The sequence below is a fragment of the Phycisphaeraceae bacterium genome, assembly GCA_020639155.1.
In the GTDB taxonomy this organism is placed as follows: Bacteria; Planctomycetota; Phycisphaerae; order Phycisphaerales; family UBA1924; genus JACKHF01.
Genome location: JACKHF010000002.1, coordinates 556,095 through 568,106, shown reverse-complemented (window position 1 = coordinate 568,106; position 12,012 = coordinate 556,095). Strand labels below are relative to the sequence as shown.

General features: G+C 56.5%; 13 protein-coding genes. 7 read left to right on the top strand and 6 right to left on the bottom strand.

All coding sequences use genetic code 11. The features are described from left to right. Positions 1–34 precede the first annotated feature (34 nt). Genes H6815_13025 through H6815_13010 form a run of 4 tightly spaced genes read left to right on the top strand, consistent with a single transcriptional unit; the run spans position 35 to position 3,887 of the window. Entirely contained in the window at positions 35–832 is a 798-nt protein-coding gene (locus tag H6815_13025; GenBank protein MCB9861364.1) for a LysM peptidoglycan-binding domain-containing protein, read from the top strand. Next, entirely contained in the window at positions 829–2,055 is a 1,227-nt protein-coding gene (locus tag H6815_13020) for an FAD-dependent oxidoreductase (GenBank protein MCB9861363.1), read from the top strand. Before H6815_13025 ends, H6815_13020 begins: the two co-directional genes overlap by 4 nt. Further along, positions 2,046–2,867 (top strand): aldo/keto reductase, encoded by an 822-nt coding sequence (locus tag H6815_13015; GenBank protein MCB9861362.1) that lies wholly within the window; start codon positions 2,046–2,048, stop codon positions 2,865–2,867. The genes H6815_13020 and H6815_13015 overlap by 10 nt, the downstream gene beginning before the upstream one ends. A 27-nt stretch (positions 2,868–2,894) precedes the next feature. Then, positions 2,895–3,887 (top strand): SDR family oxidoreductase, encoded by a 993-nt coding sequence (locus H6815_13010; protein ID MCB9861361.1) that lies wholly within the window; start codon positions 2,895–2,897, stop codon positions 3,885–3,887. 8 nt (positions 3,888–3,895) lie between these two features. Here H6815_13010 and H6815_13005 read toward each other — a convergent pair whose 3' ends face one another. From H6815_13005 to purE, 4 genes are read right to left on the bottom strand one after another with little or no spacing between them, the layout of a single operon-like run. Beyond that, positions 3,896–4,378: a globin gene (locus H6815_13005; GenBank protein MCB9861360.1), complete on the bottom strand. Its 483-nt coding sequence runs from the start codon at positions 4,376–4,378 to the stop codon at positions 3,896–3,898. Beyond that, a complete protein-coding gene (locus H6815_13000; GenBank protein MCB9861359.1) occupies positions 4,371–4,871 on the bottom strand; it encodes an EamA family transporter in 501 nt (166 codons plus the stop codon). The genes H6815_13005 and H6815_13000 overlap by 8 nt, the downstream gene beginning before the upstream one ends. A 27-nt stretch (positions 4,872–4,898) precedes the next feature. Next, complete coding sequence (locus H6815_12995) at positions 4,899–6,020, bottom strand: 5-(carboxyamino)imidazole ribonucleotide synthase (protein MCB9861358.1); 1,122 nt, start codon at positions 6,018–6,020, stop codon at positions 4,899–4,901. Then, positions 6,017–6,505, bottom strand: a complete 489-nt coding sequence (purE, locus tag H6815_12990; protein ID MCB9861357.1) for a 5-(carboxyamino)imidazole ribonucleotide mutase — start codon at positions 6,503–6,505, stop codon at positions 6,017–6,019. Before purE ends, H6815_12995 begins: the two co-directional genes overlap by 4 nt. A gap of 123 nt (positions 6,506–6,628) precedes the next feature. Between purE and H6815_12985 the strand changes: the two genes are divergently transcribed. Further along, a complete protein-coding gene (locus H6815_12985) occupies positions 6,629–7,192 on the top strand; it encodes an NUDIX domain-containing protein (protein MCB9861356.1) in 564 nt (187 codons plus the stop codon). Further along, positions 7,144–7,779: a thioredoxin family protein gene (locus H6815_12980; protein MCB9861355.1), complete on the top strand. Its 636-nt coding sequence runs from the start codon at positions 7,144–7,146 to the stop codon at positions 7,777–7,779. The genes H6815_12985 and H6815_12980 overlap by 49 nt, the downstream gene beginning before the upstream one ends. A gap of 15 nt (positions 7,780–7,794) precedes the next feature. Here the strand turns inward: H6815_12980 and H6815_12975 are convergent, their stop codons facing one another. Further along, positions 7,795–8,277, bottom strand: a complete 483-nt coding sequence (locus H6815_12975) for a peptide chain release factor-like protein (protein ID MCB9861354.1) — start codon at positions 8,275–8,277, stop codon at positions 7,795–7,797. A 73-nt stretch (positions 8,278–8,350) separates the two neighbouring features. Continuing rightward, a complete protein-coding gene (tsaD, locus tag H6815_12970) occupies positions 8,351–9,412 on the bottom strand; it encodes a tRNA (adenosine(37)-N6)-threonylcarbamoyltransferase complex transferase subunit TsaD (GenBank protein MCB9861353.1) in 1,062 nt (353 codons plus the stop codon). Between the two features lie 82 nt (positions 9,413–9,494). On the opposite strand from tsaD, the gene H6815_12965 reads away from it, so the two are divergent. Next, positions 9,495–12,008: a hypothetical protein gene (locus H6815_12965; GenBank protein ID MCB9861352.1), complete on the top strand. Its 2,514-nt coding sequence runs from the start codon at positions 9,495–9,497 to the stop codon at positions 12,006–12,008. Positions 12,009–12,012 lie beyond the last annotated feature (4 nt).

Sequence of the window (12,012 nt, the reverse complement as noted above, 5' to 3'; positions counted from 1 at the left end):
GCTGATGTCTGGGGTATCGGAGTGTTCAGCGGGTATGGCCATGCCAACGACACGTCATGCCAGATTTCTCACAGCCCTGTGTGCTCTTGCAGCACTGTGGGTTGTTGTGTACTGGATATGGGATGCTGGACCCCGTGTTCCTGCCGGCGGCGCGATGATTGCAACCCGTGAAGAGCCCGAAGTACATTGGCGCGATGTGAAACGTATCGATCGTCCGCCACAGCCAGCAGGCTTTGCATCAACACTAGATGCTGTTGGAAACTCTCCAGTTGAATCGCACCCCACACAGGTGCATCTCTCCGATGATTCTGTGCCTTCAAAGCCGCCATTTGCTCCGCACGTTGTCGAGCATGGCGAAACGTGGGCATCCATCGCTCAACGGTTCTTTGGTGATCGCTCGCTTTCAACTTCGCTTGTTCGTGCGAACCCTTTTAAGGATCCTCGGATGTTGCGTGAGGGCGATGTAATTCTGATTCCTGCAGATCCTTACAACGTACAGGGCGCTCCGGCAGGAATGGGACCAGGCGATGGCGGCGCAATCATTAATGCACAATCGAGTCCAGCCGATGCACCACCCGTTGTTGACACCACACAGCAGCAGATTCCATCCGGGAAGCCCTATCGAATACGGAAAAATGACGTGCTCTCTCGAATCTCGTTGAGAGAATACAGAACGATCAAGTATGCGCAAGTTCTCTTTGAACGCAACAAGGCGCAGCTTGACATCGACAAACTGGAGTTGATCCGTCCAGGTCAGGTGATCTACATCCCCGATCGCGAGACTATTGAACACGAGTATCGCGAGTTCATGGCAAAGGATCCAACCGAGTGACCTGTAGTCCCGCTGATGTCATTCAAACCGATGTTCTTCTCATCGGTGGTGGTATTGTCGGGCTGTGGATGCGTGCATTGTTCACTCATAGCAGCATACGCACCTTTCTCATTGAGAGAGCCGAACTGGGCGCTGGGCAGACAGTTGCAAGCCAGGGGATTCTGCACGCAGGCGTGAAATATGCACTAAGCGGCGAACGAACCAGAGCCGCTGAGATGGCAGAATCAGTGCAGCCCATCTGGAGCGAATGCCTTGCAGGGACATCATGCCCTGATTTGTCCGGTGTCCGTGTGCTTGCGGAGCATATGTCGATCTGGACAACAACAGATCTGCGCTCGAAGATTGCTGCAGCAGGTGCTGCTCGTGCGATGCGATCGCATGTCTCGGGTTCAGACAAACCCAACGTTGTTAATGTTTCATCAGATGCCTTTGCCGGCGCACCGGGGAACATCTCGCGGTATACGGTCGGTGAGCGTGTTATTGATGCGCACTCGCTCGTGCGAGAGATGGCGAAAGCTTCAGCCGATCCGATACTGACACATGCGTCCGTGACATCGATACAACGCAATGCTGACTCCACGTGGTCAATCTCGGCTCTGGAACGCGATGGGATTGAACACGAGGTTGTTGCACAGTACTGCATCTTTGCTGCGGGTGAGGGGAACGAGGCTCTGCTGAAACTCGCTGGAGTACAACATCCACCGCAGATGCAAAGACGGCCGCTGCACATGGTGATGGCCCGTCATGCTCCTTGTGTGCTGCACGGGCATTGTCTGAAGCTCTCAACCGTGCCACGGCTGACTATTACGACATCAACAGATGCTGATGGTGTCCACACGTGGTGGATAGGCGGACAGATCGCCGAAACCGGGATTGAACGAACCGAGGAAACCCAGCGAGCGTTTGCCCGTAAGGAACTGAAAGCATGCCTGCCTTGGCTGAATCTTAAAGATATTGAACTGGCAACCTGCAGAATCAACCGGGCCGAAGGCGTGACACCGAATGGGTCTCGTCCCGACGGGCCGATCGTACATCTCCTTGACGGACTTGCGGTTGTGTGGCCAACCAAACTGGTGCTCGCCCCGGTCGCAGCACAGCAGGTTGTTGATACCGTGTGTGCGAACGTGGAGCGAAATACATCGAAACAGATAGCGGCAAGTAATGGACAAGATGTCGTTGTTGCGCCCTATCCATGGCATCGGGAGGACGTGCAATGGAAATAGGTTGTCTTCCGTTGCGTTCGCTCGGCAATACCGGGTTGCACATCAGTCCGCTCGGGCTTGGTACTGTGAAGTTTGGGAGGACTGCGCAGCTCAAGTATCCATCGCAGTTTGCACTGCCGACAGATGACGAGATATCGCATCTCCTTGAGATCGCTCGTGACTCGGGTATCAACCTGCTCGATACCGCACCAGCGTATGGCGTTGCTGAAGAACGAATTGGAAAAGCTATCAAGGAGAAGGATCAGCGAGATTCGTGGCTCATCTGCACGAAAGGTGGCGAGCAGTTTGATGGAAACCAGTCACACTTTGACTTTTCTGCTGATGGAATCACCCGAAGCGTCCATACAAGTCTGCAGCGGTTGCACACGGATCGGCTCGACATTGTGCTGCTTCATTCTGATGGGCAGGTAGAAACGACACCACAGTTCGATGATGCCATGGGGGCACTTGCAGATCTGAAGTCGGCTGGCATCATTAAAGCGATCGGTGCATCCACCAAAACGGTAGAAGGCGGCATGCGGGCGGTCGAACTGGGAGATGTCGTGATGGTCACGCTCAATGCCCTGCATACCGATGAACTCCCGGTGATTGATGCAGCCAAAGCTCGAGGCGTGGGTGTGCTTGTCAAGAAAGCGTTTGCAAGCGGGCATTTTTCGCGGGGTACAGCGCACGATCCGGTGCGGGATGCGCTGGAGTTTGCGCTCTCAACATCGGGCGTTGGGAGTATTGTGCTTGGTACGATAAACCCGGACCATCTCAGGCAGAATGTTCGAACCGCGTCGGCAGTTCTTGCCGACAATCAGCATGGCTGAACATCTGTCAGCAGAGATGCGTATGTCATCGGGCACGGAGGCTTTGTGGGAACGATTCAACGAGTTCTGGTGACCGGCGGGGCAGGGTTTCTCGGCTCGCACTTGTGCGAGCGTCTTGTCGCAATAGGGCACGATGTCATCTGTCTTGACAACTTCTTTACGAGCCAGAAGTCCAACGTCGAGCATCTGCTCGACCATCGCAACTTCGAACTGATTCGCCACGACATCACCCATCCGATGTGGCTTGAGGTTGACCAGATCTACAACCTCGCGTGCCCCGCAGCGCCAGGTCACTATCAGTACAACCCGATCAAAACGATGAAGACATCTGTCATCGGGATCATCAATGTGCTCGGCATGGCAAAGCGATGCCGTGCAAAGGTCATGCACGCCTCGACCAGTGAGATCTATGGCGATCCGAAGGTACATCCACAGACAGAAAGCTACTGGGGCAATGTGAACCCCATCGGACCGCGCGCGTGCTATGACGAGGGCAAGCGCGCGGCTGAGACGCTGTGCTTTGATTATCGTCGATCGAACAATGTCGATGTTCGCGTCGTGCGCATCTTTAATACCTATGGACCTCGCATGCACCCATTCGATGGACGGGTCGTGTCAAACTTTGTGCGTCAGGCAATACAGGGAGATGACATCACGCTCTTTGGCGATGGCTCACAGACGCGGGCCTTCTGTTATGTGGACGATATGATCGAGGGATTCGTGCGTTTGATGGAGAACAACTCCGGCTTCTTCGGTCCTGTCAATATCGGCAACCCTGGCGAGTTCACCATCAAACAACTTGCTGAGATGGTCGTAGAACTGACAGGCAGCACATCAAATATTGTGCATAAGCCACTCCCGCAGGATGATCCGACACAACGACGACCCGACATCACCCTCGCGAAAAAGCATCTTGACTGGGAGCCGACTGTTTCGCTTCGTGAGGGATTACAGAAGACGATCGAGTACTTCAAGCACATAAATATCGCATCGTTCCGTGCGCCAACACCAAACTATTGAGTGTCGTGTTATCTTGAGATCGGAAGGTCAACCACCGAGCCCTGCTCATCCGGCTCGTCGGCGTTGATCAGAAACGTTGCAATCTGTGCCAGATAGTGCGCAAGCGATGCTGACGCGTTCTCATCAAGTTGTGCTTCGTTGATCGATTCTGATATCAGCTCTACCCAGCGGTTGCGTGCGTTCACATCGATCCGAAACGGCATGTGGCGCATTCGAAGACGCGGGTGTCCTCGCATTTGCACGTACCGCTGGGGACCACCGAAGCGGCCAACGAGAAAATCTCGCAAGCGGACTTCGGCATCATGCATATGTGTTTCCATGTCTGGTGCGTGCGCAGCCTCAGGGCTGGCGCGATACATGGGGCCGAGGATGTCGTCCTGTTTCACTTTTTCATAGAACAGGTACACGATGCGCGCGAAGCCTTCCTCACCCAGCACTGCAAAGAGCTGGTGATCCGGAAGAAGCGGTTGTTGAGGCGAATGTTCAGACATGGTTTGTGACGGTGTCCGTACTCGTTGAGGTTGTGTGGGATCCGCCCGTCAGCAGCACAATGCCTGTCACAATGAACGCGACTGCGATACACTTTTTCAGTGTCAAACCCTCGCCGAGGAACAACCACCCGAGGATGACAGCGAGCGCAGGGGCAGTGCCGAACGCGATTGGCTTGATGCGTGACACCTCAGCAAGTGAGAGGGCCCAGTAGAAAAAGATCAATGCGAGTCCGCCAGCCACAACCCCCGATCCCAACAACAGCTTTGCCCATACATCGGCGGGAGCGTGCGTCCATCCGGCTGGCTCGGACTTTGACTTGAGTACATGGACCGCCACAACCCACGCAGCGATCATGACGGGCAATGCAATCGCTGTGCGGATCATCACCGCGGTCATCGGGCCGATCTTCCCTGAGTGCAGCACGGAACGGGTAAACACCTCGCCCACACCCCAGCACACGCCCGCCATGATTGCAAGAAGAACCGGTTTCATGTGTTGTTTTCCGTTGAAATACGAGTGTTACTGAACAGCAACCAGATCGGGACGAATGACAGAAAGCAGTTTATCGCGACGAGATGCAACATCTGAACTGGAATGACACAGCGATGTCACATGACCGATCTTTCGCCTGCCTCGCGGGGCTTTCCCATACTCGTGAATATGTGTGTCAGAGACAGCGCGGAGCGAAGCCAGATCGGGGATCGACCCGAGCAGATTGACCATGACGCTGGTATGCGCCAGTTCCGGGATAACGAGATGGCGACCGACCATCGCGCGCATGTGGTTCTCGAACTGGCTGGCAGATGTACCCTCGATCGACCAGTGTCCCGAGTTGTGCACGCGGGGCGCGATCTCGTTTACAACGAGTCCATCGGGCGTATCGAACATCTCCAGCGTCAGCACGCCGATATGGTCAAGCTGCTCCATGAGCGCAACCAGCCGTTGTGCTGCATCGGTTTCGAGTGCTTCGCTGACGTTCTGTGCAGGAGCAATCGTCCAGAGTAGGATGCCATCATCGTGATGGTTATGCACGATGGGCCAGGTGATATGCGTGCCATCGGGCGCGCGGCATCCGATGATGGAGAGTTCGCGCGAGAACTCGACCAGTTTCTCAACAATCGCCTGAGAGACGTTCATCTGTATCCACGCCTGGCGAAGCTTGTCGAGTGAATGCACGCGCTGCTGCCCGTATCCGTCGTATCCACCCTCTGCAGATTTGATGATGCACGGAAATCCCAATGTTTCAGCTGCCAGCGTGAGATCGTCATCGGTACGAATCTCGACAAAGTCTGCGGTGGCCCAGCCTGCATCACGCAGTGCGTGTTTTTCTCTGATTCGATTGCGCGCCACATAGAAGCTGTGTGGTCCGGGCCTGACAGGGCACACCTTTGCGCATGTTTCCAGCGCGATCATCGGCACATTCTCAAACTCGCACGTCACGACATCAACAGACTTCGCAAAAGCAGTCAGCGCATCGACATCATCGAAGGGCTGGTGCATGACGGGGCACGCTGTTTGCGCACACGCGTCCGGCGTTGGGTCGTACGCGGTCGATGCGATACCGATGCGATTGCCCGCATCAGCGAGCATCTGTGCCAGTTGGCCGCCACCGAGAATCCCAACGCGTGCGTGCGGAGTCACGCGCCATCATCCTTTCGCGATGGAATTGGCAGATCACGCGAGTTCAGCACTGTGCTTGTCTGATCGGCCTGATGTGTTCTGACTGTGTCGCGAATCGTGGAATCAGACACACCCAGTATTCGTGCTGCAAGTAGTGCTGCGTTGATTGCGCCAGCCTTCCCGATTGCAGTGGTCGCCACGGGCACGCCAGCGGGCATCTGCACGATCGAGAGCAGCGAATCGACACCGTTGAGGATGCTGGACTTTACTGGAACGCCTATCACCGGCAGTACTGTCTTGCTCGCGCACATTCCCGGCAGATGGGCTGCACCGCCCGCACCTGCGATGATGACCCTGAGTCCACGTGACTCCGCGGTGCTTGCGTACTCGAACAGCCAGTCTGGCGTGCGATGGGCCGAGACGACCTTAGCCTCAAAGGGGATAACAAGGTTCTGGAGCATCTCGGCAGCATGAGACATCGTGTCCCAGTCGGAGGTCGAGCCCATGATGATCCCGACACTCGGTGCTTTGCTTGCGTTGTGGTCGGTTGGCACAGATGGTCCTCGCTGTCCTGGAATCGTGTGTACAAACTTTATCCTGACAACCCCGGCTGACTACCCTGTGTGCCCATGTCGATACCTGTTCCACCCAGTGAGCCGAACTCCTTGCCGTACAAGATCGCCTGTTTGTGCGATCTTCGCGATGAGCAGGGACGCGTGCTAATGCTGAAGCGTCTCAAACACCCCAACTTCGGGCTCTGCTCGCCAATCGGAGGCAAGCTCGATACGCACACCGGGGAATCGCCCGCGCAGTGTGCGGTCCGCGAGATCGCGGAGGAAGCTGAGATCGACGTGCCAATTGACCGAATTCGACTTATCGGTATGGTCTCGGAACGGGCGTACGAGGGCAAAACACACTGGCTGATGTTTGTCTATCGCGTGCTGGGAAGCGTGTCGGTGAAAACAGGCATGACGCGCGAGGGCGAACTCTTCTGGGTCGAGCCGTCCCAGATCGAGTCACTTGATCTGCCCGAGAGTGATCGAAAGGTCATCTGGCCGCTGGTGCGGGAGGTCGCGCCGGACGCGCTCACGGACGAGCCGGGGTTCTTCGCGGTGCACATCGACTGCGATGGCGACGAGATGACATGGAATGTCGAGCAGCTGACCAAGCCTGCCAACACACACGCGAACTGAAACGAGGAACAACCGTGCTGACACCCGAACTTCTCAAAGCAACCTTCGAGGCGGGTCTTGCATACGACCAGTATGTCGCAACAGGCTCTGCCAGCGAGCAGGAAAACTGGAACACATCAGAGCAGAAGGTCTCGCTCGCTTTTGAACAGACACAGCTCATCGCAGGGTTCACTCGACGTGTGAATCTGATTGTCAGTTCGGGGACGTGGTGCGGCGACTGCGTGCAGCAGGTACCGATCCTTCGTGCGTTCGAGCAGTCCAATCCAGAGAGAGTGTGCCTGCGTCTTGTTGATCGGGATGAGCATCCCGAGTTTTCATCGCACGTCAAGATCTGTGGTGGTGGGCGCGTTCCAGCGGTTGTGTTTGCAACAGAACTCTTCGACTTTGTGTCGGTTTTTGGTGACAAGACATTGACGCGGTTCCGAGCGCTCGCAGCAGCACAACTCGGTCCGGCGTGCCCATTGCCCGGCGCGGGGTTGCCACCAGACCAGCTCGCGGGGATGACGCAAGACTGGCTCAACGAGCTCGAACGCGTGCATCTGATGTGCAGGCTCTCGGGAAAGCTCCGCCAGTTGCACAACGACTGAGGAATACAACTCTCGTCAGGCGTGGAGCTTGCGCATTCCGTGATGTGCACGCTGATCGTTTACATGCGCGAATGTTGCAGTGTGCTTTGCAACGAGCTTGGTCAGCTGCGATGGCGTGACATCGAGTCGCAGCGATGCCCGGTTGTGATCCCATCCGCACGCATCAAGCATGTCGAGTGCTTCTGCGATCAGCGATGGGAAGTCGGCATGCGATGCGCTGCAGCGGACCTGCCCTTTGGTGCATCGCTGCTTCCAGAGATCGGTTCGTTGATCGCCGACGGGCACACCAATGCGGTGGTTGATCGCAAGGACAAATCTCAGGCGTTTGAGCGCGACACGCTCGTTCTCAGCAGGGCTGCGCCGCTCTGATGCGCTCGCGGTAAGTCCCGTTGGTGTGTGTGTGAGCTGGACCGCGGTAGAGACCTTGTTTCTGTGCTGCCCGCCCGGACCGGTTGTTTTCCCGCGCGTCATCTCGCACTGTCTTCGCAACACATCCATCGGCAACGCAGCCGGGTGGACCGGGCGTGTGGGTTGTTCGCGTTGGACGGGTTGCTGGCGCATGCGTGGGAGATTAGTAGGCAGACTGTGGATGGGCTCGCAGTGACAGATCATCTGCAACACCCGCGCCGAACATCTCGCCACCGAGCCCTGCGATCATCGCTGCGTTGTCAACGCAATACCGCATCGGTGGGATCACCAGCCGGAGATCGTGCTCGTCTGCCCAGAGCTTGAGCTCAACGCGCAGCAGTGAGTTCGAACTGACACCGCCGCCAACAAAGAGCGTGCGGAGGTTGATACCTTGCTCGCGCAGTTGCTGGTGGGCGCGTGAGAGCTTGAGAATCACAGCCTGCACTGCTGCGCCCTGGAACGCCCATGCGAGTTCCGCGCGATCCCTGTCTATGAGATCACCGAAGTCGCGCGGGAATGTACCATCACGATTTGGCGTGCCACGGATCGCGTACAAGAGCGCAGTCTTCAACCCGGAGAACGAGAAGTCGAGCGAATCCGGACTGAGCCGGCTGATGGGAAAGTTTCTTCCCGATGGTCCCGCAAGTTCTGAATGGGCGAGCGTGTCGAGATTCGGACCGCCGGGATAACTCAACCCCAGCATGGTGGCTGCCTTGTCGTACGCCTCACCGAGCGCATCATCGATTGTGGTCCCGATCCGTCGCATCTGCGTCGAGGATGTGCAGACATACATCGCGGTGTGTCCGCCGCTGACAACGAGTCCGAGCGCCGGATACAACTGCTCGTGTGTATCCTGATCGAGCAAGCCACTGAGCACATGCGCGTGGACATGGTCCACACCAACGATCGGCACACCCAGCGACCACGCGATCGACTTGGCAGCTGACGTGCCAACCAGCAGGCATCCGATCAGGCCTGGACGATGTCCGATCGCAACAACGGAAACATCACCCTGCGAGATGCCAGCGTCACTGATTGCACGCTTAACAACCGGCAGGATCCGTTCTGCGTGATGACGGCTGGCGATCTCTGGCACAACACCGCCATACTCCGCGTGGATGTCCACCTGCGACGCAACGACGGACGAGAGTACCCGCCACGGGTGTTTCACGACCGATGCTGCGGTCTCATCGCACGAGGTTTCGATGCCGAGAATGTGCGTCATGCTGGATTTCGTGAAAATGCCGATGGTTGTGACAGAATCGTGATGAACTGAGCGGGTTGATTTTCGTATAATAGTTGGTGTGATGGCGAAAACCACTGAAACAACACCGGAAGCACCGCCACGACCCAGCAAGGTGCGTGATGTTGCGTCATGGGCAACACTTGCTGCAACGCGCGAGGGCTCTGTCCGCGGTGCATCAGTCGCTCGGCGGATTGTCCTGTGGTGCGGGGTTACTGCCCTTGCAGCAGCACTTGTCTGGGGCGGTCTCTGGTTCTTCGGCCTGATAGATCGTGGACCGATCGACTCGATCGTTTCAGTGTTCGACACGCAAGCAGACGTGCTGACACGGGCAATCACTGCTTCCAGCCTGGGCGGACTTGTACTGCTGATTGCTGGTGCTCTTTGGATGCACTACGTTGTTCGTGCACGCCAGCATCGCGATGCAGCTGCGCTTCGGCTTGATGATGCGCTGAAACTCAAGGGACGATTTGCTGCGGGGCTTGCGTTTGAGAATGCACCAGACGCACCATTCGAGTCCCTCGCGAGGGCCGACGCTGAGCAGTTGTGCAGGAGCGAGTCGTTTTTACAATCAGCACACGCAGCATTGCCAAAGCATCAATGGGGAGCATGGGTTGTGCCGTTGTGCGCACTCGGCCTGTCGCTGTCGTTACTCTCTTTTGTTCCGTCGCGAAACAGAGCTGACATCGAAGATGCCCAGCAGCGACATGCAGCACAGCAGCAGATAGACGAGCTGTCGCAACAGATCGCTGCGAACCATCAAGCCGAAACCAATCGTGATTCTGCCGCATCCTCGATCAGCGAGCAACACGCTGCTGATGCGGACACGCGGTTGCAATCGACACTCGATGAAATCCGCGGCCAGCTTGCAGCGAAGCAGCAATCACCCGACGAGGCGCGTGCACGGGCTGCATCTGCGGTGCAGGAGCACGCCGACGAGCTTCGCACACAGGCGGAGCAGCAACTCGATGCGCTCGACAAGGCAAAGCTCGATGCGGCAATGAGTGCGCAGGAACTGCGAGAGAAGCTTGGCAGTCTGGACGAGACCGGGAACTTTACGGAATCAATGCCGGAAGCGGACATCTCGGATGCTGTGAAGAAAATCGCCGAATCATTTTCGCAGGGTGACTTCGCGCAGGCTGCCCTCGAGATGGAACAACTCGATCCGTCAGAGCTCACGCCAGCCGACGAGGCGTTGCTTGAATCGCTCGCGTCTTCGCTTGACGAGGCGCTGAATCAGGCGCAGGAAAAACTTGAGCACCAGCAACTCGAAACGGAGCAAGCATCGAATCAGAACGAACATCCTAATTCACAGAATCAGGAGAATGCTGCGCCTGATACGAACGAACCGATTCCTCCGACCGATCCTGCAACACCTGAACAACCAAACATGTCTCAGGAGAATCAGAAGAATCAGGAGCAACCGAACCCATCGCCGGATACCAACCCCACTCCATCATCTACAAACGAGCAACGTAACACGCAGCAACCCAATCAACCCGCTTCTGCGCAGGAGAACCAGACACAACCAAACAAGCAGGATGAGACCAGTCCTGACAAGAATGAAGGTGGTGCTGAGAAGACCGGAGAAAAAGAGATCTCGCAACCGAGTCAAACCGAGGGTCAGCAGCAAAACTCGCCAGGCACGCAAAGCGAACAACAATCTCCTGAAAAGACATCAGACAACACACAGGGGCAGCCGTCCGGAGACAAACAGAACCAGCCGGGAAACTCATCTGAACAGCAGGCAAAGCCTACTCAGGGTGATGGAACTGAACAGCCTGCAACATCGCCTCAGACCAAGCCTGATCCAAACAGTCCCGGCAATGAGCAAACAAACCAGCCTGCTTCTCAGCAGGGGAAAGAACAGAACGAACAAGGAGCAAAACCATCGGCTTCTCAGTTCGGTCAGCAACCCGATTCGCAACAGGGTTCCGAACCAACGGAAGGGAAACCATCCGAACAGTCCGAACAGCGTGAGGGAACGCAGGGCGAGATAGAAACAACGCAGCAGCCTGCTCCGGGCGCATCAGATAAACTGCGGAACGCGATGAAGAAGTTGCAGCAGCGACAGCAGAACGCGCAGGAGCAGATCAGGCAGGCAGAACGGTACCAGCAGCAAGCGCGTGATGTGCTTGATACCGACCAAACCCCGCCATATGAGCCTTCGGAAAACGGGTTTGCATCCGGAGATGAGAACGATTCCGAGCAACACGGTGATGGCGGTCGATTTGCATCACAGGGTCCAGCTTCAACAGAACCACACAATGCACAGCAACAGCCATGGGACTACACAACAGAGAAGGTGGATTCATCGGAAACTGGCGGGCAGAAGGATACCAATGGAAGCCAGCAGCAGTTTCAACTTCCTTCAGACTGGAAGCCCGATCAGCATGCTCCCGCGGTTGAGCGAGCAAGTGCTGGACAATGGCGCGCTGCTTCGAACGCAGCTGATCGAGCAATCGAATCGGGGCGCGTGCCAATCCGCCACCGTGATCTCATCCAGCGAGTCTTTGGTCGTTTCTCCAATCGAACAAACGCAAACCCCGAGACTGTTCCCGCAAATGATGTTCCCTGAAACC

Coding starts and splice junctions, on each gene's coding strand:
- H6815_13000 (MCB9861359.1), bottom strand. CDS start 4,871: ATGAAACCGGTTCTTCTTGCAATCATGGCGGGCGTGTGCTGGGGTGTG.
- H6815_12965 (MCB9861352.1), top strand. CDS start 9,495: ATGGCGAAAACCACTGAAACAACACCGGAAGCACCGCCACGACCCAGC.
- H6815_13005 (MCB9861360.1), bottom strand. CDS start 4,378: ATGTCTGAACATTCGCCTCAACAACCGCTTCTTCCGGATCACCAGCTC.
- H6815_13015 (MCB9861362.1), top strand. CDS start 2,046: ATGGAAATAGGTTGTCTTCCGTTGCGTTCGCTCGGCAATACCGGGTTG.
- purE (MCB9861357.1), bottom strand. CDS start 6,505: ATGGGCTCGACCTCCGACTGGGACACGATGTCTCATGCTGCCGAGATG.
- H6815_13025 (MCB9861364.1), top strand. CDS start 35: ATGGCCATGCCAACGACACGTCATGCCAGATTTCTCACAGCCCTGTGT.
- H6815_12985 (MCB9861356.1), top strand. CDS start 6,629: ATGTCGATACCTGTTCCACCCAGTGAGCCGAACTCCTTGCCGTACAAG.
- H6815_12975 (MCB9861354.1), bottom strand. CDS start 8,277: ATGGATGTGTTGCGAAGACAGTGCGAGATGACGCGCGGGAAAACAACC.
- H6815_12980 (MCB9861355.1), top strand. CDS start 7,144: ATGGAATGTCGAGCAGCTGACCAAGCCTGCCAACACACACGCGAACTG.
- tsaD (MCB9861353.1), bottom strand. CDS start 9,412: ATGACGCACATTCTCGGCATCGAAACCTCGTGCGATGAGACCGCAGCA.